We start from the raw sequence: 26,143 nt of genomic DNA, 5'->3' as shown, positions 1-26,143 counted from the left end.
TTTGCCGAAAAAAAAACCTCGTTCCATTGAAACGAGGTTTTTTTATATGAAATCAACTCAATAAAATTCCGTTTTCTTCCAGAATTTCAAAAAGATAAATACTTTGATTGGGGTCATATTTTTCGACACCACTTTGATACCATTTGGCAATTACATTCAATTGGTGTGGTGTATAATCGTCAGTGTCAATACTTAAACCCAATAATCCTGACAATAGGAACTCTTCCAAAATTTTGTTGGTTACTATCTTTGGAGGAATGCCATCCTTGATATTACCATTCATTTCTTCATAATCCATTCGTCCTGAATCAAATCCATCTGTAAAAGCTTTGCTGCTTTTTTTGCAAATCACTTCGGGTGTAGGATTCAATCCAAAAGCATATCCTTCAAAATATTCTTGTCTATAGGCAGAGTTAAATATGTTTTTGGTGCTCATAAAATAATTCATTTTGATTTGAATACAAAACTATTAACTATTTGTAAGTAAATAAGTAAAAATCGTTTAAAGGAAAAAATACTCTTTAAATTGCAAGTTGAATGTTGTTTATCGATATATTCTTGTTTTGTCATGGCTTTTTTTATGAAGCAATAAAAAAATATTTTACTTCAAAAAAAATAAAAAAAACAGCTCTTTTATAGATAAAGGACATTAAAAATCCATAAAAATGAATCAGTTAGATTGATTAGTATATTGTTTGTGAATTTATACTAAAGATTGGTTTAAGTTTTAACTGTCAACTGATTACTGGAATTTGCTGACTAGTTCATGTGTTTCCATCGTTTGTGAGTCCATAGATAATATTCTGGAGCTTCGTGTATTTGTTGTTCCACCAATTTTATAAATTTATCAGTGATTTCATAATTAGGAACTGCTGCTGCATTTTCAGAAAGTATTTCAAAACTAGCTTCATAAAAACCACGTTTTACTTTTTTTACTTTCAAGAATACAACATTCATATTAAATTTTTTAGAAAGCATTTCAGCTCCTGTATGAACTGGGACATGAATTCCCATAAAATTTTGATGATGATGTGCTGAATTTGCTCTCGGAGACTGATCGCTAGCAAAGCCGTAAATAGACATTTTTTTTGCTCTGTTGTTTCTAATAATAGTTGGGATTGATTCTTTCGTTGTGATTAATGAAGCTTTGAATTTAGAACGAATATCTCTAACTAATTGGTCAAAATAGGGGTTTTTAATTTTTTTGTAAATGGCAAAAGCACTAAAATCAACATGAGCATTCATCGAAATTACCCACTCATAGCTCGCATAATGTGCCAGCATCATTGCGATACTTTTGTCTTGTTCTTCAAGTTTTTTGTAAACTTCTAAATTAGTAAAAACAAAACGCTCGTCAATCTCTTTTTTAGAAATAGTCATGGTCTTAATCATTTCTAGAAACATATCACACAAATGACGGAACGATTTTTTTTCGATTTTTAATCTTTCTTTACTTGATAAATGGGGTAAAGCCAATGCTAAATTTTCTCGAACAGTTTTTTTTCGGTAACCAATGATATAATAAACAATCAGGTAAACGAAATCAGAAAATAAATACAATAATGAAAATGGAAGCATTGATATGCACCATAAAAGAGGGTAGGTTAGGTAGTAAATTATAAAACGCATTCGCTAAAATATTTCAACAAATATAATTCAAAAAAATCTTTTGAATGAAAATGTACAGTTCTTAAACTTAATTTTATAAGCATTACATTTACGCTTTAATAAAACTAGCCCAATATGAGTACTATTTTAATTGTAATTATTGCTGTAACCATTTTATTTAGTTTCAAAGGATTTAATGATGTGGCTTTTTTCATAAAATTCGAATTTCATATCGGAAGTATTCGTGCAGGAGATCAAATTAGGATGATTAGTTCCGGATTTTTGCACGCCGATGTGGGACATTTGTTTTTCAATATGTTTACCCTATATATGTTTGCTCCTGTAGTGGTTGCTTATTTTGGTGAAGTTTCTTTTTTGTTGATTTACATAGTAAGTCTTGTTTTTGGAAGTTTATTGACCTTGTTGCTACATAAAAATGATTATAATTATAGAGCTATTGGAGCATCTGGAGCGGTAACAGGAATTATTTATTCGGCGATTTTATTAGAACCTGATATGATGTTGGGTTTATTTTATGTCATTCCAATTCCAGCTTATCTTTTTGGAATAGGTTATTTGTTGTATTCTATTTATGGAATGAAAGCCAAGAATGATAACATTGGTCATACGGCTCATTTTGGAGGTGCTATTGGTGGATATTTGATTACTTTACTTAAAGAACCCGATATGTTCGTAAATAATACCGCTATGGTTGTGCTTTTGGCAATTCCAATTATAATTCTTTTTGTGATGTCTAAATTGGGTAAACTATAAACTGGCATAAGATTTGACTACTAATTTTTAACAAACAAATTAAATTATTTTAAAAATGAAAAAAGCATTATTACTATTCGGATTTTTATTCATGACGCTATCTTATGCACAAGAACAAAAACAAGTGCCAACTATTAATGTTTCAGGAGAAGGAAAGGTAAAAGTAGCGCCAGACCAAGCCTCAATATCCATTTCTATTGAAACAAAAGGAACAAAGGCGGATGAGGTAAAGCGAGAGAACGACAAAAAAATGGATGCAATTTTGAAATTTATCAAAAAATCAAACATTGCTTCTGAAGATTTTCAAACCCAACGCATTTCTTTAAATCCTAATTACGATTACGAAAAAAAGAAATACAGTTATGTAGCGACACAATCTGTTCAGATTTTATTGAAAGATTTGTCTAAATATGATTCTTTAATGGAAGGCTTGGTAAGTGAAGGAATTAATAGAATTGACAATGTAGAATTCAAATCATCTAAAATGTTGCAATTGCAATCCGATGCTCGAAAATTAGCCATAAAAGATGCAAAGGCAAAGGCTGAAGATTTTGTTTCAGTTTTAGGGCAAAAAGTAGGAAAGGCAATATTGATTTCGGATAATTCACAATCATACAATCCGCAACCTCGAATGTACGCTATGAAAGCATCAATGGCTATGGATGAATCAGCAACAAGAGAAACATTGGCTATTGGCGAAATAGAAATTATAGTGAATGTAAATGTGAATTTTATTTTAGAATAAAAACAAGAATTATGTAAACGAAAAAAGTCCTGAAAATTTCAGGACTTTTTTGTTTTGTGGGGAGAGCAGGATTCGAACCTGCGAAGTTCACACAGCAGATTTACAGTCTGCCCTCGTTGGCCGCTTGAGTATCTCCCCGATACCCTACACTAACATTGTTTTGTTATTGCGGTTGCAAATATAGCAACTGTTTTGATGTTTCCAAATTAAATAAGAGCTTAATTTTTATATTATTTGCAATATGTTGGTATTGAATAAAATAAAAAAATCTCCACTAGGGAGATTTTTTATAAGTTTGGATTTTTTAGCTTATTTTGCTAATAGTTCTTGAACTTTAGCTTTGAGTTCTTCACCTCTTAAGTCCTTTGCAACTACTTTCCCCGAAGCATCAAGAATAAAAGTAGCGGGAATAGATTGCACTTTATATTGTGCAGCTATTGGTTCGTCCCAGAATTTTAGATTTGAAACATGAGTCCAAGTCAAGTTGTCTTTTGCAATGGCTTCTTTCCATTTAGCAGCATCTTTGTCTAAAGAAACTCCAACGATATTTAATCCTTTGGCATGAAATTCTTTGTAAATGGCTACTACATTAGGGTTTTCTGCTCTACAAGGACCACACCATGAAGCCCAAAAATCAACAATTGTTACTTTTCCTAAACTTTCTTTCAAGGAAACTATTTTGCCTTGAGGATTAGGAGCAGAGAAATCTGATCTTCAGTTAGCAGGTGCTTGTGCTGCAGGTGCCGGAGCAGGGCCTGTAGGAGCAGGACCAGCTGTAGGACCTGATTTGATTTGTTTGATTTTCAAAGAAATATCTTTTCCTGGTTTGGTTGTTTTTAAAGACTCGTCAAGACCAGCGTATAATTTTTCTACTTTTTTAACATCAACAGCAGGGTCACCAGTCATACCTTGAATAATCAAAGCGGTAATGAATGATTTTGGGTGAGTTTCAGCATAAGTGATGTATTTTTTCTTTGATTCTTCGCCAACAGATTGTTGTAATTTACCAAATTCCATCATCAATCTATTGATTGTAGCTGTATCTTTTGTTTGTTGAGCAGTGTTCATCAACTGCGTATTTTTCGTTTGAAAATCAATTAAACTTTTCTGAATTTTTCCAAGCTCATCGTTAAAAGCAGAAAACTCATCATTGTTATAAGTTCCTGATATTTTAGATTTGTTAAGACTGTCTTTGTTTATTTTTATAGTAATGTCTCCATTTTCTAATATAAATGGTACTTTTCCTTGTAACCCTTCAACTTGTAGCATGTGGAAAGCAGGCTCTAAAGCTTTTCCTTCGATTTCAAATTTACCATCTTTTACTTTAACGGTATCAATTGGAACTAATCCCATACCAGCTTCATCTTGCGCTTCTAGAATAATGGTTTTACCATCTTCAACACCTGTTACAGTACCTGAAATTACATATTTGTCTTTGCTACAGGAAACTAAAAATACAGTAGCCGAAAGTAATAAAATTATTTTTTTCATTATTAAGTTTGTTAATTAAGTTAAGTCTGCAAAAGTATCTAAATTTATAAAATATCAATAGTTTTGGGACTTAAATTTTTGTTATAGTTTATTTATTTAGACATCATAGGAGTAGATGACTGAAAGTGAGCCAAGTTTTGTGATTTTATGCAGTTTTTTTGGGATGAAAATAAAATTTATGAAGTCTATTCATTTAGCATGTTTAGTTTGCAAACGAATCTTGTTTTGTTTCACACTCTCTTATGCGAAATTCTGCGTGTTCTATTTCATTTTCGGTTATTCTTATGTCCATATTTAGGGTTCTCAAATCTTTTTGCAGATATGCGTTTGAATAATCAGATTCTAGTTTACGATTTAATTCTGCCTTTGCTATTAATAAATTGTCGAGTGTTTCTTTGGCTTTCTTGTATTGTGATCTGTATAGTTTGCAAGGGTCTTCCATTGATTTGGTTTTAAACGGTTTGAGTTGCTAACTTACTTAAAATTTATACTATTTTATTAGTAAATTTAATTTTTTCGATACAAGACAAAAAAACACCCCTAAAAGGAGTGTTTTGATATGTGAATTGGATTGAATAATTAGTCTTGGTTTGTTGTTTTTCTCCAAGTAAAATTATTTAAAATATGTCTTTTTGCAAATCTTCCTGGCGAATCAGCGTTTACCATTTTCACGTAAGTCGCTTTAGGAACACTGATGTATTCGTAAACACTTCCATTAGAAAAATTGATGATTAATCTTCCTTCAACAAATTTATAATCTGTAATTGTTGATGTAGAGATTGTTTCTGTATATTCTGGCAACATTTGTTTAATAGTTTCTGGATTGATACTTACCAAAAAGTGGTAAGCTTCAATAATTTTTGTACTGTTCTCTTCAGCAGCTTTCAAACCAGCTTCGTCTCCTTGAAATTTATCAGGATGCGATTCTTTCATCGCATTGCGATAAATGGTTTTTAATTCTTTTAATTCTACAGTTTTGTCAACATTAAGTAACTTGCGGTATTCAACTATTTTTTTCATAAATTATTAAGGTAACTATTTGTCTTTTAGTATGAAATCAATACAATTTGGTTTCAAAAACGACAATTTTTTGCAAAGGTACACTTTTTTTTAAGTTTTCAATTTCCGACTTTAAAAAAAATCTTAAAAAACAACTATTGTTGTGGCTTATTATTGGCTTTGTCAAAGTTTTTTGACTTTTTTGGATATTGATTGTAGCTGATGTCGCTTGGATTTTCTATAATAGACTTTATAGTTACCATATCGCCTAAAGTAAATTTTTGAGCCATTTTATAATCCAATAAATATTCACCACAAAAAAAATTATTGTTGTCGTCTTGCTCTATTATTCCGGTGTAAACTCCTTTTTGGAGCATTTTTTCTTCTGAAGGCTTGGTCATAATCAATTTGTTTTAATGGATGCTAAAGTGCAAAGTTAGTCAAATATTGTTTGCCTTGCGTAGTTCTGCACATTCTGATTATCTTTGTACGATGAAAACATCATTTCGTCCCAGTCCTAATTCTTTCAAAAAAACGTTTTGTGTTTTTCAAGAAGTACTTTCTGAAAAAATAGAAGGAATGCCTGTGCAGTATGACAGTAAATCGGGAAGTAAGTATTTTTACACCGAAGAAGGAATGTATCGCTTGTCGAATCATTGGGGAAGATTAGCCAACAGCAAATGGCGATTAGAACCCATGGAACCTGAAACAGCATCCAAAACAAAATTAGGTTTTGCAGCTTGGAATGAATTTTATCCTGATAATACTGAAGAGGAATTGTATTATCTGGAAGCAAATTACACTAAAAATACGGTCAACTATCAACACAAAAATAATCCGAATTACGATCATAAAGCCATACTGCGAACGAGTTTTGAGACAACTAAAAAGATCAAACAAATCAGGAATTTATTTGCGTTAACTTCTTGGGCAAAGTATTTTGAGTATGATGATTTGGATGAATTGCGAAAGGAAATAATCGAACAATTAATTTTCACTAATAAGACATTGGAAGAAATAAAAAGAGAACTATAATGGGAAGGAATAACGAAAGAAATATCAAGATTCACAACGATAAGCTGCACAAAGAACAGGATAAAGCGAAAGCTGCCAAAGCTTTACGTAAAGAAAAGTTAAAACTAATTGTGAAAAAATTCAACGAAGATAAATCTTCAGAAAACAAATAAATTATGGAAAAGAGTCAATTTGAGGAATTAAGAATTGGTGTTCAGGAAATCATCGATTTAATGGCTGCTAAAAACAATAAATCGGCAAACAATAAACTATTGGAAGTAAGTGATAAACTGGATGAATTTTTAGATCATACGGACGAAGATGAGGATTTAATTGAAATCAGTAAATACCAGGTATTGCTAAATCAGTTGTTTCAAAAGATCAATCCAGAAGAAAGTGAGTAATTTGGGTCTATGTTTTTGCGGGTCGGCAATTCCTTTAAAGGATTGTTGCCAAAAGTATATTGATGGAATGGAAAAAGCTCCAACGGCTTTTGCATTGATGAAATCAAGATATTCTGCTTATGCTACACATCAGGCAGATTATTTATTGGCTACAACACATAGTTCAGAAAGGAAATACTATTCGAAAGAAGAAATTTTGAATTGGGCTACAGCCAATGAATGGCAAAAACTGGAAATCATTTCTTCAACAGAAAACACAGTCGAGTTCAAAGCTTATTTTCTGGATAAAAATAAAGTAAACCAAGTGCATTATGAGTTTTCTACTTTCAAACAGGAAAATGGCAGTTGGTTTTATGTAGATGGAAAGTTCGAATGACCAAAACCTGCAATCATTTCCTTTTAACTAAAAATTAATAAATGTTTGGCTTCTGTTCTTTTTAAAATAATGTAATTTTAAAAAATATGAAAGATACCATTAAAAAAGGATTTTATTTCAAGACGTACGAAGCGCCATTTCAGTCTCCGTTTGATAAACTCTTTACAATTTTTAAGGAGTTAATCACGCATACTTCGGGCGATTTTGACGAAGCTATCGATTGGCTACGGGAATTGGATAAAGAATACAAACTCACGGATTCCGCTTATACCATTGATGATTTTATCGAAGATTTAAAGAAAAAAGGATACATCCGCGACGAACTTAAAGACGATGGAACTACAGGAACCGGAATTACTGCCAAAACCGAAAGAGCTATTCGTCAACAAGCGCTGGATAATATCTTCGGAAATTTAAAACGTAGCGGAAGCGGAAATCACAAAACCAAACACGCCGGAAATGGCGACGAACATACGGGAGAATTTCGGGAATTTCATTTCGGCGACGGATTGGAACGCATTTCCTTGACCGAAAGTTTACGTAACGCTCAAATCAACAACGGAGTAGCCGATTTTATGCTAACCGAAAACGATTTGGTGGTCGAAGAAACCCAGTATAAATCCCAAATGAGTACCGTTTTGATGATCGACATCAGCCACAGTATGATTTTGTACGGCGAAGACCGAATTACGCCTGCCAAAAAAGTGGCGATGGCTTTGGCTGAATTAATCACAACACGCTATCCCAAAGATACACTAGATATTTTGGTTTTCGGAAACGATGCCTGGACGATTGCCATTCGTGATTTACCGTATTTGAAAGTTGGTCCGTATCACACGAATACCGTTGCGGGATTGCAATTGGCAATGGATTTACTCCGCAGAAAACGAAATACCAACAAGCAGATTTTTATGATTACCGACGGAAAACCAAGCTGTGTTCGGGAAAAAGACGGTACGTATTATATGAACAGCAACGGACTCGACGAATATATTGTCGATAAATGCTACAATCAGGCACAGCAAGCCCGAAAATTACACATTCCCATAACCACTTTTATGATTGCCAATGATCCGTATTTACAGCAATTCGTGAATCATTTTACCGAAGCCAATCAGGGAAAAGCTTTTTACACAGGATTAAAAGGTTTGGGCGAAATGATTTTCGAAGATTATGAAACCAATCGTAAAAAAAGAATAAAATAATTTTGGGCGTTACCACAAGGGTCGGGCTATCCACTATATCTTTTGTTCCGCTATCGCTTCACAAAATGATGTCGCTTCTATCCCTAACGCAAACCGCATTACTAAACGAATTTCAATTTCAATAAAGAACAAATGAACAACATAAACACACTAGGCGAATTAAAAAAATCAGGATACGAAACTAAAAGTATCAAAGACGAATTACGTCATAACTTACGAGAGAAAATAAAATCGGGACAACCAACTTTTGAAGGTGTTCACGGTTTTGAAAACACTGTTATTCCAGAATTGGAACGCGCCATTTTATCGCGTCATAATATTAATTTATTGGGACTTCGCGGTCAGGCAAAAACAAGATTAGCTCGCAAAATGATTGAACTATTAGACGAATACATTCCGTTTGTGACCGGTTCAGAAATTAATGATGATCCTTTGAACCCGATTTCACGTTTTGCTAAAGATCTAATTGCCGAAAAAGGAGATGCAACTCCAATATCCTGGTTACACCGAAGCGAACGTTTCTTCGAAAAACTCGCTACTCCAGATGTTACGGTTGCCGATTTAATTGGTGATGTTGATCCGATAAAAGCGGCCAATTTGAAATTATCGTATGCTGACGATCGTGTGATTCATTTTGGGATGATACCAAGAGCGAATCGTTCTATTTTCGTCATCAACGAATTACCCGATTTACAGGCCAGAATTCAGGTGGCATTATTTAATATTTTGCAGGAAGGCGACATTCAGATTCGTGGATTCAAATTAAGAATGCCTTTGGATATGCAATTTATCTTTACCGCCAATCCAGAAGATTATACCAATCGTGGCAGTATTGTAACACCTTTAAAAGACAGAATTGGTTCCCAAATCCTGACGCATTATCCGGAAACGATCAAAATTGCCAGAACCATTACAGAGCAGGAAGCTAAATTGGATGTTGCTCAAAGTGATTTGGTTTACGTTCCTTCATTAGCCAGAGATTTATTGGAACAAATCAGTTTTGAAGCCAGAGAAAGTGAATTTATCGATAACAAAAGTGGTGTAAGTGCTCGATTGAGCATAACGGCTTTTGAAAATTTATTAAGTACAGCCGAACGTCGTGCCTTGAAATCGGGAGTGGATAAAACGACTTTACGATTGTCTGACTTTATGGGAATCATTCCAGCGATTACAGGAAAAGTAGAATTGGTTTACGAAGGTGAGCAGGAGGGAGCAGCTATTGTAGCGCAACACTTAATTGGTGATGCGATTCGTACTTTCTTCCCCGGTTATTTTCCTAAAATTGAAAAATTGGAAAAGCAAGGCGAAAAAACACCTTATACCGATACTTTAGAATGGTTTTTTGCAGAAAGCGGTTTCGAATTATTAGACGATTGTTCGGATGAAGAATACAAAACTATTTTAGACAGCATCGCTCCATTGGAAGTTTTGGTCAAAAAATACCAGCCTCAATTAGAAAAAGAAGACAGCTATTTTATGAAAGAGTTTATTCTTTGGGGATTGGTAGAATATAAAAAATTGAGCAAAGACCGCCTTTCCGAAGGATATCAGTTCAAGGATTTATACGGCAGTTATATCAGCAAATTATAAAAAAAAGAAAGAGTTTAACTTTATAAATGTTAAACTCTTTTTTTTTAAATTTTATTTGTTGCATCGTTTAAAAATGCCATAGATTCTTTCCACTTGTCAAGATTAGCCCAGTAAATTTGGCGGTATTTCGCAATAATTTCTTGATGCTTGATTTGAAAATCAGTGGTCATTTCATAGTTCCAATTTCCGTCTCTAATCACGGTTTCGAAATTGAATACATTCCCCACTAACATTTTGTAATCATAAACTAAATCCTCGCATTGAGCGGAATTAAGTATAGGCTTGATTTCTGCATCATAGAAAGCGATGGCGGTTTCATTTACTGCTAATCCTTGTTCGATCCAATGTTGGTTTAGAGCATCCTGATCGTATCTAAAAAAATCGGTAATGTGTTTATCCGCAAACCATTCAGGTAGTTTTATGTTGGGTTGAAAATCATCCGACTCGTATTGCAATTCCGAATTCGGAACCATGGAAGAGTTATACAAATACCATTCAGAATCCATAATTAAATAAATGAGTTTTCTGGTTCTTAATTTGGCAAGCCAAGTTCTATAGCGCACAATACCTTTAGGGAATAATCCCGGATCAATAACCATTTTACGCACTTTATTTCCAATTCGTACTTGTAGCACTGGAGCCACATGATACCCCCAATCTATTTTTCCAGTAGGAGAAATGTTTTTTTTGTCGGTAAGCGTAATTAACTTACTGTTTGTACTAGAATAAACCATGGGTGCAAATGCCCAAATTTTGGCACATTCAACCCCTTTTGATTTTAAGAATGCCCGAGTATAATGCGAAATGTTATGACAATTAGCTTGCTGATACCCAAAAGGAAGCCCAGTTTGTAGAATTTCGGAAAATAAAGCATTTGCTGTATCTAAATCGAGTACAGAAGCTTTTCGAGGCGTTAATAGTGGATGCTTTTTGATGGTGTTGTTATTAGCTGTTTCCAATGTGATGTTTTGCTATTGTTGATAACAAAGTTATGTAAACTATTGATGGTCAAATTATAACAAAATGATAAATTGTTGTAAAATTTAAAGGATACTGAATGTTTATTTCTGTTTTAAAATCGAAATTAAACCAGCGGTATAACATCCACCTCCACTTTTACTTTGTGTTCACCAGAACTAAAAATAATTCCTTTAAGTGGCGAAACATCCGCAAAATCTCTTCCGTAAGCTGTTACAATATGGCGCTGTTGCGGAATCATATTGTTAGTCGGATCAAATTCGCACCAGCCCATTTCTGGAATATAAACTGAAATCCAAGCGTGTGAAGCATCAGAACCTTCTAGTTTTGGTTTTCCTTTGGGAGGTAAAGTTTCAATATAACCGCTAACGTATTTGGCTGGAATTCCAACGCTACGCAAACTGGCAATCGCCAAATGCGAGAAATCCTGACAAACACCTTTTCGTTCCTTAAGCACTGTTTTTAGTGGCGTATTGACATTAGTAGAACCTGACTTGAATTGAAATTCGGTATATATTTTTTTAATTAAATCCAAAATGGCTTCAAAAAGAGAGGCTTCAGGGAGCAGGCAAGTTTTTGCAAAAGCTTCAATATCTTCATCCCAAGTAATGAATTGACTTGGTAATAGGTATTGCAAAACCTCAATTTTAAGCGCAAGATCGGTTTTGAATTTTTCTCGGGCTTCTTCGCAAGTAATTGGATTTAAAGGTAGAACTACATTGTTCAAGACTTCAACTTCACTAGAAACAATTACTTTTAATGATTTATGCGATTCATGAAGCGAAAAATAATGCTGAATGTTTCCAAAAAAATCCGTGCGAGAGTATATTTTAGAAGGTTTAGGTTCAATCTCTAATTTGAAATTGGTGCATATTTGTTTGGCAGAATTTTGTGGTTGCAAACACAAAATACTTTGGTAATTGTGCACCTCATTTACGTAGGTATAAAGAGTCTTATGTTTTAACTTATATTTCATCTGTATCTCTATTTTCAAGGGTGTCTAAAACGGAATGTTGCATTACAGAATGATTAAAATACAAACTGGCCAAATTGGTAGATACATTACAAATCAGTTCAAAAACTTTAGAAAGGGTTTCGTCTAATTGAGGACGAAATTGGGTGTCTTCATCAATTTGTACTAAAGTTTCAGCATCGATTAATTTAACAATAGTGCTGGCTTCAAGAGCTGATTTTTCGGCAATACTCAATCTATTTGGCTCATTGGTTTTGGGTAATTTTGATAAATAATCTACTAAAGTGTCTAATAAATAAGCAAGCGTATAAGGTAAATTTGTTTCTAAAAAGACCATATTGATTACGGCTTTCAAACTCAAATGCGATTTGTAAATATTTCTATATTGTGCTAATAAATGGTGGTTTTCTAAAATAGCTTCCATTAATAATGCTTCTTCTTCCTCAATTTTTTTGAAATTGAAAGTAGAACGGAAAACCGAAATTAAAGATAAAATTCGCTCGATGTTTTTTCCTGTTTCCAATAAATAAAACCCATTATCTCGAGGTAAAGTTTCGTTGATATTTCCATAAAAAGAAAAAAGACGAATGTGCAATTTATCCAGAGCGTGGTTTACATAATTAATATTGGCGGTATCTGTTTTTTTGAGAACAAAAAGGCTGTCTTCCAATAAATTGATAATTCGGCGTGTATCGTGATTCCATTTTTCACTTACCTGATTAATAGTTCGAAGTAAGGATTGAATGTTATAAACCACTGAACCTACTTTTGTTGGATCATTGATCAAAAGTAATAATTCAGCAAGTGGATTTTCAAAAATGGCTTCGTTATCAAATTCTTCTCCATCTTTGGCTTCTTTTCCCACAAATCCCGGATAGGTTTGTGTGAGATGAGTTAATGATTTTAGTAAAACGACTAAAAATTCAGGTTGTTTATTGTGGTGTTTGGTTACGTTTTCGTTAAGGCTGCTCAAAATTATTTTAAGGAAACTGCGCAATGCCATTGTTCTTTCGCACAAACGTCCTAGCCAAAATAAGTTTTCGGCATTGCGACTTGTTAGCGAATTATTGAGTTGATTGTTGCTGTTTTTTCGTTCAACCGATCGTTCCACATATTCAGATGGCGCATCGGTTATTATCCAAGTGTCTTTTGAAATTCCTCCCAATTGATTCGAAATTTCAAACTTGTCTTTAACCGCAGAGCTACGAGTCAAACCACCTTGCATTACTTTATATCCATCGGCTGTTGCTACTAAAAAGGCACGAATGGCAGCATATCGTGGCTCTATCGTTCCGTTAATAAAAGCTGGCGTGGTTGATAAACTCACTTCTTCTTGAGCAACATAATCTTTTGGATTGTTTAGAATCAGATTTTTTAAATTTTCTAATTCATCTTGGTTTAACAAACGCCCGTAAATGGATCTAAACCCTTGTTTTCTATTGGTTTTCTTGATGATTAATTTAGGTAAATTGGTTAAAACAAAGTTCAATTCTTTGGTTTGTCCACACCACCAAGTAGCTACAGAGTTTAATAACAAGGGTTCGTTAAGTAGAAATTTACAAGCATTTTGCATAAAAGCCATTAAACCATAATTTTCTAGAACACTAGTGCCTGGTGGATTTACAACTGTAACATTTCCTAGACGGATTACTTGCAGTAGGCCAGGAATTCCTAGTAAAGAATCTCTTCGTAATTCAAGTGGATCGCACCATTCATCATCCAATCGTTTGATAATGACATCAACACGTTCCAATCGATCGATTGATTTTAACCATAAAAATCCATCTCGAACCACCAAATCATTTCCTTGTACTAAAGTATAACCCAAGTAAGAAGAAAGATAAACGTGTTCAAAGTAGGTTTCGTTTCCAGGTCCTGGAGTAAGAAAAACTACATTTGGATTTTCGTTGTTATTATTTCCAAGAGTATCAACTGTTTTTTGAAGTTGAGTAAAATAAGGTGAAAGTCTTTTTCGATAGGTTTTTTTATTGAGTTCAGGAATTACCTTACTCATTACAATTCTGTTTTCCAATGTATATCCTGCACCCGAAGGTGCTTGGGTTCTATTGTCTAACAACCACATTTTGCCATCAGGACCGCGAGCTAAATCAACCGCATAATTCAATAATTGATTGTTGTGTTTTTGTCTAATGTCAAAACAAGGCAATAGAAAACCTGAATTATCAAAAACCAGTTCAGGAGGGATAATACCATTTTTAATTAGTAATTGTTCGCCATAAAAATCCTTGAGAATTAAATCGAGCAAGCGGGCTCTTTGTAACAATCCTTTTTCGATGGCTTTCCATTCTGATTCGTGAATTAAAAACGGAATAGGATCCAGTTTCCAAGCACGATTTGATTCTTTATTGGAATCATAAACATTATAAGTAACTCCGTTTTCTTTTAATTTTTTTATAATCTCCTGATTGCGTAATTCTAATTCATTAATTCCGATAGATTCTAACGTATCAAAAAGCCCCTGCCAATAAGGTTTTACTTCACCATTTTGGTCAAGTACTTCGTCATAAGAATTGATTTTTTCTTTATAGGTTTGGAGTAGTCCCAAGGATATATCTTGAATCATTTTTTAATCTTGAATGAATTACGTTTTATTATTCTGCAAAATAATAGCTTTTAAAAGGAACAGCAATATTATTATTCAAAATATATTTTTTATTAGCCACAGATTTAAAATATTTCCATAGATTTTCTAATTTATGATTTAGTTTTTAATCTGTGCTAATAGGTGTCTATAAAATTATTTTTTAGCTACCCAAAAATGCCTCAAATCCAGCGTATTTGGATATTCTGGATTGACTAATTCTATTGGTGTATCTGGTTTTAGATTGGTTTTATTTTCGGCCACAAATCTCGAAACTGTTGGCGTGTCAATTACTGGTGCACTTTGTTCAGAAGTAGCAGACGGCGTGTGACCAAAATCCCAAAAACGACTGATTTTTCTTGACTCGGCTTCATAACTATTAACGGGTACTGTTTCATAACTTCGTCCTCCGGGATGCGAAACAAAATAAGTACAACCACCAATGGATTTGTTGTTCCAAGTATCTACAATATCAAAAACCAATGGTACATCCACTCCAATATTAGGATGCAATGCGGATGGTGGATTCCAGGCTTTATAACGAATTCCAGCTACATATTCGCCTTTAGTTCCCGTACTTCTCAAAGGAATTCTACAGCCTTTGCACAATAAAATATGACGCTCTGGAATGATGCCTGAAATTTTTACCTGTAATCTTTCTAATGATGAATCTACAAAACGAGCCGTTCCATTGCTGGATAATTCTTCGCCTAAAACGTGCCAAGGTTCTATTCCTAAACGAATTTCCAATTGAATATTATCTACAGTAATACCTCCGTGGTGCGGAAATCGAAACTCGAAGAATGGGTCAAACCACGAAATATCAAAGTTATAACCAGCATCTTTCAAATCATTTACAACATCAATCATATCCAGATAAGCGAAGTGTGGCAATAAAAATTTATCGTGCAATTCGGTTCCCCAACGTACTAATTTTTTCTCGTAGGGATTTTTCCAAAACTTGGCTACCAAAGCACGAACTAATAAGTTTTGAACCAGATTCATGTGTTTGTGCGGTGGCATATCAAAAGCTCGCAATTCTAATATTCCCAAACGTCCGGTTGGCGAATCAGGTGAGTATAATTTGTCTATGCAAAATTCAGTTCTATGCGTATTTCCTGTGATATCGGTTAGTAAATTTCTAAAAATACGATCCACCATCCAAAACGGAATGTCTTTGTCTTTTGGAATTTGTTCGAAGGCAATTTCCATTTCATACAAACGTTCGTCACGACCTTCGTCAATACGTGGAGCCTGACTGGTTGGGCCAATAAAAGGGCCTGCAAAAAGATAACTCAAAACAGGATGATGTTGCCAATAGGTAATCAGACTTCGCAACAAATCAGGTCTTCGCAAGAGCGGACTATCTTCAGGTTTTGAAGCGCCAAGCGTCACGTGATTTCCTCCGCCAGTTCCCGTATGGCGACCATCGACCATAAATTTATCAGTTCCTAAACGAGAAAGAAAAGCTTCTTCGTATAAAGCAGTGGTGTTGTCCACAATTTCTTGCCACGATTTTGCAGGATGAACATTGACTTCAATAACGCCAGGATCGGGAGTAACCATCATTTTTTCGATGCGATAATCCGATTGCGGTTGGTAGCCTTCAATTCGAACAGGTATTTGTAATTTTTCGGCAGTTGTCTCTACCGAAGCAATCAGGTCTAAATAAGTTTCCAAATAATCAGTAGGAGGAAGGAAAACATAGATAATTCCATCGCGCTCTTCTACACACATGGCTGTCGAAAAAGTTTCTACTTCAAATAGTAAAGATTCCTTTTCTTCTTTTTCTTCTTCTAGTTTTGGAGTAACATTTGCTTTGTAAGCTTGAGAAGTACTACCGTAACGTTCTTCTACAGATTGATAATAATCTCCTAAAGGTGGTAATTCTTCAAATAAACTACGAGAAACGGGTTGCTCTCTTTTATTTTTAGAAACTTTTGGCAAAGATTCCAACGGCAAACGCAAGCCAATAGGGGAGTTCCCAGGAATCAGATAGCATTGTCCTCTTCGGAATTCCCATACACAGCTTACCCAATTTTTGGTTTCGTGAATCCATTTTAGAGGCACAACAAAACCAGAAGGATTGTTCAACCCTTTTTCTAATAGTTTAGCCAAGGTATGACGCTGAATAGAATCTTTAAGATTTACAGCCAGCGGATCCAGATTAACGGGTAATTTTCCTTCTTCCAAAGCCCAGTATATTGGGTCTTCGTAAGTTGGATTTATATTTTTGGTATCAATACCCAAGTATTTTGTGAGTTCTATGGCAAAGCGTTCGGCATCGTGAAAAGTAAATTTTTCTCCGTCTTCTTTGGCAATTAAATTATCATTTTTCCATAAAGGCAATCCGTCTTTTCTCCAGTATAAAGCATATTGCCAACGCGGAAATAATTCGCCTGGATACCATTTTCCTTGTCCAAAATGAAGTAATCCTCCGTGCGCAAAACGACCTTTCAAACGCAGTGCCAAGTCATAAGCGAGTTTACGTTTCAACGGACCGTCGGCAGTAGAATTCCATTCAGGAGATTCAAAATCATCGATGGAAACAAAAGTGGGTTCGCCACCCATTGTCAAACGAACATCGCCTTCAATTAAGTCTTTTTCGACAACATTACCCACTTCCATAATGTTTTCCCATTGCTGTTCTGTATAAGGTTTTGTAACTCTTGGGTCTTCGTGAATACGGGTTACAGTATTATCAAATTCAAAATCCACCTGACAAATTTCGGTAGCACCAGTTACGGGAGCAGCACTTTCATAATCAGGGGTACAGCACAATGGAATGTGTCCTTCGCCAGCAAAAAGTCCAGAGGTAGGATCAAGTCCTACCCAGCCAGCTCCGGGTAAATACACTTCTACCCAAGCGTGTAAGTCAGTAAAATCATTCTCTGGACCAGATGGACCATCTAGTGATTTTACATCAGCAGTTAATTGCACCAAATAACCAGATACAAATCGGGCAGCCAATCCAATACTACGTAGAGCCTGAACCAAAAGCCAAGCAAAATCACGACAAGAGCCGCTTTCTATTTCGAGTGTTTCCTCACAGGTTTGTACTCCTGCTTCTAGACGAATGTTGTAATTTAAGGTTTGAAAAACCAATTGATTAGCAAATACTAAAAAATCAACAGTGATTAAGTCTTTTTTCTCGGCTAATTTTGCCACAAAATTATCAAAGCGCAATCCTCGTTCTTTTTGGCTTACTTCCAAATACGGCCATAATTCTTTGTGTAATTTATTGTCGTATAGGAAAGGAAATTTTTCAGCATATTCTTCAATAAAGAAATCAAATGGGTTGATGACTTCTAGTTTGGCAATTACTTCTACTTCAACTCTTAATTCGGTTGTGGGTTCGTTAAAAACTACTCTCGCTTGATAATTTCCAAAAGGATCTTGTTGCCAGTTGATGAAATGATTTTCGGGGTATATTTTGAAGGAGTAACCTTCAATAGACGTTCGGGAATGAGCTGCAGGTCTTAATCTGAAAATGTGCGGAAAAAGTTTTACACTTCTATCAAATTTGTAAGCTGTTTTGTGTGAAATGGCTATTTTTATGGACATAGGGAAGTGTTTTTTATAACGTTATTTGATGTTATACAAATATTGAAAAAAAAACACAATTTATCGAATTTATATGATAATAATTAATCTGTTTTATTTAAAAATAGCTAAAAGTTGGTAATTTTGGTTTTTTATATTAAGAATAATGCAAATCAAGCTGAAATCGGAACAAATTGAAGAAAAAGCTAAATAGCATTTCACGTTTTTTTTGCAATTATTTAGGCAGTTTTTCTAGTTCTAGTTTCAGTTGGTCGGATTCGCTTTTTAGGTGGTTGATTTCAGTTTTGAGTGAATCAATATTTTTTTGCAACAAACTCATTTGTTCTTTTTTCTCCGAAGCAGTTCTTAATAATTTGAAACCAGCAGTTTCTTTCAGTTTTTTTTCAAACTCAACAATATTTGTTTGGTATTGGGTTACTAACTGTGCTATTTCTGAAAGTCTATGGTTGGTATTTTCCTTTTTTTCTTTGATTATTCGTTCCGCTTCTAATTTTTCTTGAATTTCCATCTGAATTTTTTGCTCTTCTATTTCTTTTTGCTTCAATTCGTATTGATGATTTTCAATTTCTGTTTTATGGTTTTTTAGTTCTAATTCACGTCTTCGGTTTTCTTGTAAAGTATTGAATACAACAGTTCCAATGGCTACAATTAAGATAACCGATACCACCCAAAAACTAGTTTTAGAAAGCCCCAAGATGGTTTTTTCTTTAGTGTCTTCGTCTCCTTCTGTTTTTTGTGTTAGAGTTATTGATTTTTCTGTTATGAGAGTTTCAATAGGAGGAATACTGATAAAAATGTTTACCAATTCATCGATTTCACCAGCTGTTTTCCAGCGTTCCATACCATCGAACCACACGGGTGTTTTGGTAGTGATGTTTTTAGCTTTCAATTCTTCTATATCAAAAGGACCGCTGCTTTCAGTTCCGTTGTGTAGATAGTATTTTTTCATAAAAAAGGGGCTGTCTAATCGATTTTTTCAAAGCTACAATCATTTTTTGATACTGCAAAATTGATGACAGTTTTGATAGCAAATAAATTTAGTTGAGCAAGGCTGTATTTTCTAATCGCAAAGCCTGTTCGATTCCTAAATAAAGTGGGTCGCCGTGTTTCTCTGACCAGAATCCGTCCAATACGTCTTTGGTTAAGCAACGGTAAACAGCAACTCCTTTGTAGATTTTTTTGTCCTCACCTTGGTAGTTGAAGTTGATTATCAGTATATTGTCTTTAAAAAAACCTGTACCATTTTGTTCTTGGCTATTATTAATGAGCCAGTGGGCAATAATTCGATTGTTTTCGTCTAGCGATAAAGTCAAAATGCCCTGATACGTCATTTCGTTTTTTTCGTCTTGATTGCTACCAGAAATAGAATATTTACCGATGAGGTCTTGTATTACCATTTACTTCCCAATACAGAAAATAACATTCCTTATTTTAATAGAATTTTCAACTTTAGTGGTACAATTATGGTACAATTTAAAGCAAACTATCACAAAATAAAGCAAAGTATCCTTATTAAGAATAACATAACTCATGGGAGTTGTTTGTACAAAAATAGTTATAAACTTTAAATATTGATTATATCGCTAACATAAAAAATCTAAATCATTTATGATCAGAATTTTTGGCAATGAAGGTTAAAAAGTAAAAAGGTCAAAAATCTAAAGTTAATACTAGATTTTGGACCTTTTATCAATTTCATTTTCGATTTCTAAATAAGTCTTTATTCGACCTGATTTAATCCATTGCATTAACTCATGCTTGTAGAAATAAATACGTTTACCTTGTTTATTAACTGGAATTTCTCTCTTACTTACTTTACTATAGATAGTTGATATCGATAGATTTAAAAGTTTAGATGCTTCTTCAATATTTAGAATATCTTCTTTATCTTCTGTTTTAATAGAGATTTTTACAATAAGTTTTTCCAAATGCTCTAATTTTTCATGAAGTTTGTTCATCAAAATAGGTATTTGGTCAAAAGTAAATGGCTTCATGGTAATTTGTTCTTTAAATTTAACTTAAAAGTATACATTACCAATTTTAGGAATAAAAGATGTCCTTAAAAGGAATACTTTGTCTTTTAATTTCTAACTATTACTAATCGTAAGACAATAGGAAATTATTATTCATTTTTAAAAAATGTGGATTTGAACTATTTTAGTGGACTGGATGAGGCTTTAATCGAAAACCTAATTCTAATTTTAACTTTTTTTGATAGACTTAAGTTTTAAGTGTATTTATTTAATAGTATGTATTTTTGTGTTTTTGTTCTGTCGTTTTAGCATTACATTTAGACTAGGTTTTTAACAATAAATTCAATGTTAAATTCAAAATTTTAATTTGAAATAATTAACATAAATAAAATAAAATTTAATGATAAATTATGAAATTTAAAAGTGAATGGGAGTAGATTAGAACTCAAATTTATCTTTGAAATAGTACTTGGACTATCTTAAAGAGAATTTGGAGCGATTGTTATGAATAGTGTTCAGGTGTTAATTATATCTTCTAAATATAACAATCTTTTGTTTTTTAAACATGTTTAATTATGCTCAAATCAATTTCAAATGCTATAAACATTAATTCGGTTGCCACATTTTTTTCTAATTTATATCATTGATTAAAGCTCGATCTAAATGAACGTATCCTCCATCAACGAATACAAATTGCCCAGTAGTGTGCGAAGAACGGTCTGAAATAATAAAAAGAGCGGTATCTGCTATTTCTTCCGTTTTGGTCATTCTTCCCTCAAGCGGAATGCTTTTATTTATTTTTTTCAAAACGGTTTTTCCGTCCGTTAGTGTTTTAATCCAATCTTCGTATGCTGGTGTATAACTTTCGGCAATAATAATAGCATTGGAGCGAATTCCATACTGAATCAAATCGACTGCCCATTCTCTGGTCAATCCGAGCACTCCACCTTTTGCGGCAGCATAACCCGAAGTTCCTCCTTGTCCTGTTAAAGCCACTTTGGAACCTATGTTTAGGATATTCCCTTTTGATTCTTTTAGATAGGGAAGTGAATATTTGGCCAATAAAAAATAGCTGACTACGTTTAGTTTCAAAGAATTCATGAAGTCTTCGTAGCTGGATTCCAAACCAGCGCCGTCATTTACGCCGACATTGTTGATGACTGCATCGATTCTTTCATATTTTTCAACAATCTTTTTTACAGCATTTTCCATTGCCTCTGGATTGGTTACATCGGACGGGACAAACAAGGCGTCGACTCCTCTTTTTTGGAGTTCTTCTGCGTAGTCATATCCTCTGTTGTTTCTGTCCACAAGTACTGGTATTGCACCTTCATCTGCCAATCGCCTAATGATGGTTTCGCCAATGCTTCCTTTTTTACCAGCTGAACCTGATACAACTACAACTTTATTTTTTAATTTTAAATCCATATCTATTTTTGTTGTTAATATTTGTTAGATAAAATGGTTCTATTAGCTAAAAGCTACTGTTTGTTTTGTTTACGGTATTCTAATGGAGTTACCAAATATTTATTTTTGAAGGATTTACTAAAATATTTCATATCTGAAAAACCGCTCATATAAGCAATTTCTTTTATGAGCAGTTGGCTGCTGATTATTAATTGTGCAGCTCTTTTTAGTCTAATATCACGTATAAATTCAACTGGGGAATAGCCTGTAAGGCTCTTAATTTTGTAGAAGAAAGTAGTTCGATTGAGTCCAATCAATGGTCCTAAACTTTCAGCCGAAAATTTGTTGTTATCAATATTTTGTTCAATAATTACCATTACTTTTTTCATTATTTCTTCATCCTGATCGGTTATTAAATGTGGTTTAGGATTAAATTCGTCAGCCTGATTCGGGTCAATGGCACCAAAAATATCTTGTAGTCTTTTTCTTTGATTAAGCAGGTTTTCTATTCGTGCTTTAAAATAAGAAACGCTAAAAGGTTTGGTTATGTAATCGTCAGCGCCATAAGTCAAGCCTTCAAGTTTACTTTCAATATTAGTTTTTGCCGTGAGTAGAATAACTGGAACATGACTGGTTTCAATGTTTTTTCTAATTTTTTTCAAAAGATCAATACCATTTAGTTTTGGCATCATTATGTCGCTAATTATGAAATCAGGAGATTCTTCAATCGTCAATTGAAAGCCCATTTCTCCATTATCTGCTTCTAGGACGTGGTAATCACTTTCGAGAATATTTTTTATAAATGCTCGTAATTTAGCATCATCTTCAACCACTAAAATTTTAATTTGTTCCTTTTGTTTTTTAGAAGGTAGTTTTTGTGTTAGGTCACTATTATTTAATGGTTCTTGTTTACTTTCCTCTAATTCGAAAATCACATCATTAGAAAAATGTTCTTTTCCAAGATTAAAGTACACAGAAAAAATACTCCCTTTGTCGGGCTCGCTAATTAAATCTAACCTAGCATTATGCTTTTCGACAAGTTCTTTGACCAATGATAGTCCAATACCAGTACTTGGATTACTTCTTTTATCATTAAAGGAAACAAATCTTGTAAAAATATTGTGCTGTTTCTCTTTAGATATTCCTATTCCTTGATCATTAATATGGATGCCAATTTGTTTTTCGTTTTTAGTGATACTTACGGCAATAGACTTTCCTTTTGGAGTGTATTTGAAGGCATTTGACAACAGGTTCATAAGTATCATTTCAAATCCATTACGATCTGCCCATATTTTAGTATTGCCAATCTCCTCATTGAAAGTAAAGTTTATTTCTTGTTCTTTTGCTATTTCAAAAAAATCATTATAAATATCTCTTGTAAATTCTGCTACATTTATTTCAGAAACTCTAATATTAACATCTTGAAATTTACGATAGTCTAAAACTTGATTGACTAATCTCAATAATCGATTTGAACTTTGTGCTATATAAGTGAGTTGATTCTTAACAGATTCGGGTGTCCTGATGTCATGGATAAGATAATCAATTGGAGCTGTAATAAGGGTAAGTGGAGTACGTATTTCATGAGATATATCAATAAAAAACTTTTGTTTCATATCAGACATTTTCTTTTCTAATTTTACATTAGTCTTTAAACGATATATTGTATTCAAGGTATAATTAATAAGCAGGAGTATTGCTACTGCTAGTATTACATATAATATCTGGAAAAAGGTAGTGTTCCAGATAGATGGTTTGATGGTGATAGGAAGTTGTCTTTCATTCGAAGCCCAAATTCCTTGGCTATTAGTTGATTTTACTTTAAAAACATAATCGCCTTTGGGAACATTGGTATAAATTGCTGTTCTTTGATTTTGAATATAGTTCCAATTTCTGTCAAATCCTTCGAGCTTATAGGCATATTTAATGTTTGAGGGATTTTTAAAATCCAATGCAGCAAATTCGATAGAGAAGAAATTTTGGTCATATTTCAGGATTAAATTTTTACTGTTGTCAATAGACAAATTAATGTTAGATTCTTTATTTTCAGTACTTTTTTGGTTTAGAAGCTTGAATTTGGTAATTGCCAAATACGGTGAAAAATTGTTGGTTTTGATTTGATCAGGGAAGAAATGTAATATACCTCCTGAATACCCCAAAAGTAGCTCGCCACTATTTAAACAGAATCTGGTTGCTTCAGAAAAATTATGCCCATCCATAATCCATTTTATTTCTGGATATACTTCGAACAATTCTTTACCAGGATAAAAGCGGGTGAGACTATTATCCGAAGTTATCCAGATATTACCATCTAGGTCTTTTAATAGAGAAAGTATATTTTCAGTTGGTAATCCATCTTGCTGCCCATAATTTTTGAATGCAAGCGGAAAACCAAAATCATCCTTTTTGATCACTTTGTTGATGCCTCCATCTGTTGTAGCAATAAATACATTTTGTTTATTAATGCAAAGGTCAATTATGTCATTGGAAATTAAGTTTTTATGTAATTTTAAGCTATTTACATTACTTTTTATTTTAGAAAGATTATTTGTTATAGTACTAGGGTCAAATGTAAGCAATCCATTAGTAGTACCAATATATATTATCCCATCACCAGATTGTTTTATGCAGCGAATTTTGTTAAAATTGTCTATAGGGTAGGTTTTCCATTCGTTCTTATAACTTATAAATCGTGTGGTTTCGGATGGATTTGATGCAACGAGATTCAGTCCATCTAGGGTTCCAATCCAGATTCGGTTGTTTATGTCTTGAAAAACAGAATAGATATCATTGTTTGTCAGACTATATGGGTTTGATACTTCATTTTTAAAATGCAGGACTTTGTATGTAAAGGGTTTGCTTTGCGGGATTAATTTGTATAGTCCATCTCCTCTGGTACCAATCCAGATGTTAGACTGTGAATCTTCAATTATGTTATAGCCTGCCTTATTCCATACCGAGTTTTCTTTTAATTGACCAGAAGGAGAAAGACATCCAATTTTATTCAAATTTTTATCCAGAATAAAAAATTGATTTTGCTTGGTACTAACCAAAATATTTCCATCTTTTTTTTGAATAATACATCTTACGTCTTTTATTGTTGAGTGTGATGAATTAGTGTTTTTTTGGTTTTGGTATGGTTTGAAGTTATTATCGATAAAGACCACTTTAATAAGACCTGATGATTGAAAACTATACCATAAGTTATCTTGTTTGTCAAAAAAAGGAGCATTAAAATTATTAGTGAAATTTCCAAAAAATGAAAGTGGTGGAGGTATAAAGGAGATTAGTTGATGCTTAATTGGATCGTATTTTGAAAAATCACCTTCATTGGGTTGAACCCAGATTTCACCTTTTTTATTAGTAACCACCCGAGCTGCTGTAGAAATAGCATATTTCTCTTTATTTTTTTGATTTGAATTGAAATAGAAAAGTTTTTGTACTATAAAATCAAATAGATAAATTCCTTTTTGGTTATCATTTGCAAACCAAAATTGATTGTTTTTAGTTATGGCAATTGGGACAAGATTAGACGTTTTTATCTGTGGATTTGATCTTGAATTATAAATTTGTATGTTACCAGTATATATATTAATGGTACAAAAACCTTGTTGGTTTGTTACAGCAAGAATTGTATTCTCGTTTAGTTTTTCTAGACTAATTATATCAGAATTCAATTCTAATTTTTGTGTTTTGAAGGTATTGCTTACTTTTGAATATTTAGCAATTATGCCATTTGAACCACTGAACCAAATTTCATCATCTAATTCAATAGCTGTGTAAAAAGATTTTTTTTGTTGATTGTGACTGGAGAAGTAATTTACAGTCCTGTCAAGATTATTTTTTTTTACCAAAGTTATCCCATTGTTTGTTAACAGCCAGGAATTTTTTTTGCTGTCTTCATATACGGAATTAACGGTCGATGCATCAAGATTTTTATGTTTTTTATTATAAACTTTGGTTGAAAATAATAAATCATACACAAGAATACATCCTTCAGTTTTAGACAATAACCAAACATATCCAGATTTATTTACTTTGATTTTGTTTAAAGGAAATCCTTCTTTAGAAGTATTTGCGATTAGATCGGTACTCCAAAAAGTTTCAGTTTCAGGATTAAAGCAGTATGTGTTTGATTTATCAGAGTTGGTTTTTATCCAAATTCGATTATTTGAATCTTCAACAATTTGATTTATCCGATTACTTTTTATAAATACTTTGTTAATAGATGTAGGCTTGTAATTTTTGAAAGAATAGCCATCATATTTACTAATGCCATTGTATGTTGCCAACCAAATAAAGCCTTTTTTATCTTGGATTATTTGATTAATTCTATTGTGCGGAAGACCATTTTCAACCAAAAAATGTTCGTATGAATAATTTTGCTGCGCTCTTATTCCCATTAAGGATTGAAGTGCCATGAAAAATAAAAAAAAAAAT

At 33.3% G+C, this 26,143-nt stretch carries 23 protein-coding genes, 1 tRNA gene and 1 pseudogene; 8 read left to right on the top strand and 17 right to left on the bottom strand.

Features of this window, described 5'->3' with window-relative positions; translation table 11 throughout:
* Positions 1–52: 52 nt before the first annotated feature.
* Both OZP15_RS12410 and OZP15_RS12405 read right to left on the bottom strand, forming a co-directional pair.
* Positions 53–436: a hypothetical protein gene (locus OZP15_RS12410; RefSeq protein WP_281336265.1), complete on the bottom strand. Its 384-nt coding sequence runs from the start codon at positions 434–436 to the stop codon at positions 53–55.
* Positions 437–759: 323 nt separating this feature from the next.
* Positions 760–1,629, bottom strand: a complete 870-nt coding sequence (locus tag OZP15_RS12405; protein ID WP_269225772.1) for a lysophospholipid acyltransferase family protein — start codon at positions 1,627–1,629, stop codon at positions 760–762.
* 114 nt (positions 1,630–1,743) lie between these two features.
* On the opposite strand from OZP15_RS12405, the gene OZP15_RS12400 reads away from it, so the two are divergent.
* Both OZP15_RS12400 and OZP15_RS12395 read left to right on the top strand, forming a co-directional pair.
* Positions 1,744–2,382, top strand: a complete 639-nt coding sequence (locus OZP15_RS12400) for a rhomboid family intramembrane serine protease (protein ID WP_269225771.1) — start codon at positions 1,744–1,746, stop codon at positions 2,380–2,382.
* Positions 2,383–2,437: 55 nt separating this feature from the next.
* Positions 2,438–3,127, top strand: coding sequence for an SIMPL domain-containing protein (locus OZP15_RS12395; protein WP_281336264.1), 690 nt, complete (start codon positions 2,438–2,440; stop codon positions 3,125–3,127).
* 57 nt (positions 3,128–3,184) lie between these two features.
* Here the strand turns inward: OZP15_RS12395 and OZP15_RS12390 are convergent.
* From OZP15_RS12390 to OZP15_RS12365, 6 genes and pseudogenes are all read right to left on the bottom strand, one after another.
* Positions 3,185–3,265, bottom strand: a tRNA-Tyr gene (locus tag OZP15_RS12390).
* 171 nt (positions 3,266–3,436) lie between these two features.
* Positions 3,437–3,823 (bottom strand): annotated as a pseudogene (locus tag OZP15_RS12385) (TlpA family protein disulfide reductase); the annotation flags it as partial.
* An 18-nt stretch (positions 3,824–3,841) separates the two neighbouring features.
* The gene (locus OZP15_RS12380) at positions 3,842–4,618 is read right to left on the bottom strand and encodes a DUF4369 domain-containing protein (RefSeq protein ID WP_281336263.1); all 777 of its coding nucleotides are present in this window, start codon (positions 4,616–4,618) and stop codon (positions 3,842–3,844) included.
* 202 nt (positions 4,619–4,820) lie between these two features.
* Complete coding sequence (locus tag OZP15_RS12375; protein WP_269225769.1) at positions 4,821–5,060, bottom strand: hypothetical protein; 240 nt, start codon at positions 5,058–5,060, stop codon at positions 4,821–4,823.
* Between the two features lie 137 nt (positions 5,061–5,197).
* Positions 5,198–5,638 carry a KTSC domain-containing protein gene (locus tag OZP15_RS12370; RefSeq protein ID WP_269225768.1) on the bottom strand — a complete coding sequence of 147 codons (441 nt, stop codon included), beginning with the start codon at positions 5,636–5,638 and terminating at the stop codon, positions 5,198–5,200.
* Between the two features lie 134 nt (positions 5,639–5,772).
* A complete protein-coding gene (locus OZP15_RS12365) occupies positions 5,773–6,018 on the bottom strand; it encodes a hypothetical protein (RefSeq protein ID WP_269225767.1) in 246 nt (81 codons plus the stop codon).
* Positions 6,019–6,109: 91 nt separating this feature from the next.
* On the opposite strand from OZP15_RS12365, the gene OZP15_RS12360 reads away from it, so the two are divergent.
* The 6 genes from OZP15_RS12360 to OZP15_RS12335 all read left to right on the top strand — a co-directional run bounded on the left by OZP15_RS12360 (position 6,110) and on the right by OZP15_RS12335 (position 10,206).
* Complete coding sequence (locus OZP15_RS12360; protein WP_269227936.1) at positions 6,110–6,652, top strand: hypothetical protein; 543 nt, start codon at positions 6,110–6,112, stop codon at positions 6,650–6,652.
* Entirely contained in the window at positions 6,652–6,804 is a 153-nt protein-coding gene (locus tag OZP15_RS12355; protein WP_269225766.1) for a hypothetical protein, read from the top strand. The genes OZP15_RS12360 and OZP15_RS12355 overlap by 1 nt, the downstream gene beginning before the upstream one ends.
* A 3-nt stretch (positions 6,805–6,807) precedes the next feature.
* On the top strand, positions 6,808–7,035 hold the full coding sequence (locus OZP15_RS12350) for a hypothetical protein (RefSeq protein WP_269225765.1): 228 nt from the start codon (positions 6,808–6,810) through the stop codon (positions 7,033–7,035).
* Between the two features lie 67 nt (positions 7,036–7,102).
* Positions 7,103–7,411, top strand: a complete 309-nt coding sequence (locus OZP15_RS12345) for a YchJ family protein (protein ID WP_269225764.1) — start codon at positions 7,103–7,105, stop codon at positions 7,409–7,411.
* Positions 7,412–7,497: 86 nt separating this feature from the next.
* Positions 7,498–8,616: a vWA domain-containing protein gene (locus OZP15_RS12340; protein ID WP_269225763.1), complete on the top strand. Its 1,119-nt coding sequence runs from the start codon at positions 7,498–7,500 to the stop codon at positions 8,614–8,616.
* A 132-nt stretch (positions 8,617–8,748) separates the two neighbouring features.
* On the top strand, positions 8,749–10,206 hold the full coding sequence (locus OZP15_RS12335) for an AAA family ATPase (RefSeq protein ID WP_281336262.1): 1,458 nt from the start codon (positions 8,749–8,751) through the stop codon (positions 10,204–10,206).
* Between the two features lie 44 nt (positions 10,207–10,250).
* On the opposite strand, the gene OZP15_RS12330 is transcribed toward OZP15_RS12335, so the two are convergent.
* The 9 genes from OZP15_RS12330 to OZP15_RS12290 all read right to left on the bottom strand — a co-directional run bounded on the left by OZP15_RS12330 (position 10,251) and on the right by OZP15_RS12290 (position 26,124).
* Entirely contained in the window at positions 10,251–11,165 is a 915-nt protein-coding gene (locus tag OZP15_RS12330; RefSeq protein WP_281336261.1) for a protein-glutamine glutaminase family protein, read from the bottom strand.
* Between the two features lie 125 nt (positions 11,166–11,290).
* A complete protein-coding gene (locus tag OZP15_RS12325) occupies positions 11,291–12,160 on the bottom strand; it encodes a transglutaminase family protein (protein ID WP_281336260.1) in 870 nt (289 codons plus the stop codon).
* Complete coding sequence (locus OZP15_RS12320) at positions 12,150–14,741, bottom strand: circularly permuted type 2 ATP-grasp protein (protein WP_281336259.1); 2,592 nt, start codon at positions 14,739–14,741, stop codon at positions 12,150–12,152. The genes OZP15_RS12325 and OZP15_RS12320 overlap by 11 nt, the downstream gene beginning before the upstream one ends.
* A 174-nt stretch (positions 14,742–14,915) precedes the next feature.
* On the bottom strand, positions 14,916–18,323 hold the full coding sequence (locus OZP15_RS12315; RefSeq protein ID WP_281336258.1) for a transglutaminase family protein: 3,408 nt from the start codon (positions 18,321–18,323) through the stop codon (positions 14,916–14,918).
* 214 nt (positions 18,324–18,537) lie between these two features.
* Entirely contained in the window at positions 18,538–19,272 is a 735-nt protein-coding gene (locus OZP15_RS12310) for a DUF4339 domain-containing protein (protein WP_281336257.1), read from the bottom strand.
* An 88-nt stretch (positions 19,273–19,360) separates the two neighbouring features.
* Positions 19,361–19,720, bottom strand: a complete 360-nt coding sequence (locus OZP15_RS12305) for a hypothetical protein (RefSeq protein ID WP_269225754.1) — start codon at positions 19,718–19,720, stop codon at positions 19,361–19,363.
* A 273-nt stretch (positions 19,721–19,993) separates the two neighbouring features.
* On the bottom strand, positions 19,994–20,317 hold the full coding sequence (locus OZP15_RS12300) for a helix-turn-helix domain-containing protein (protein ID WP_281336256.1): 324 nt from the start codon (positions 20,315–20,317) through the stop codon (positions 19,994–19,996).
* 609 nt (positions 20,318–20,926) lie between these two features.
* Positions 20,927–21,724: an SDR family oxidoreductase gene (locus tag OZP15_RS12295; protein ID WP_281336255.1), complete on the bottom strand. Its 798-nt coding sequence runs from the start codon at positions 21,722–21,724 to the stop codon at positions 20,927–20,929.
* Positions 21,725–21,777: 53 nt separating this feature from the next.
* Positions 21,778–26,124 (bottom strand): response regulator, encoded by a 4,347-nt coding sequence (locus OZP15_RS12290; protein WP_281336254.1) that lies wholly within the window; start codon positions 26,122–26,124, stop codon positions 21,778–21,780.
* Positions 26,125–26,143 lie beyond the last annotated feature (19 nt).

The organism is Flavobacterium eburneipallidum (assembly GCF_027111355.2).
Classification (GTDB): domain Bacteria; phylum Bacteroidota; class Bacteroidia; order Flavobacteriales; family Flavobacteriaceae; genus Flavobacterium; species Flavobacterium eburneipallidum.
Note: the sequence above shows the minus strand (reverse complement) of the source record. Positions and strands in the feature narration are given on the sequence as shown.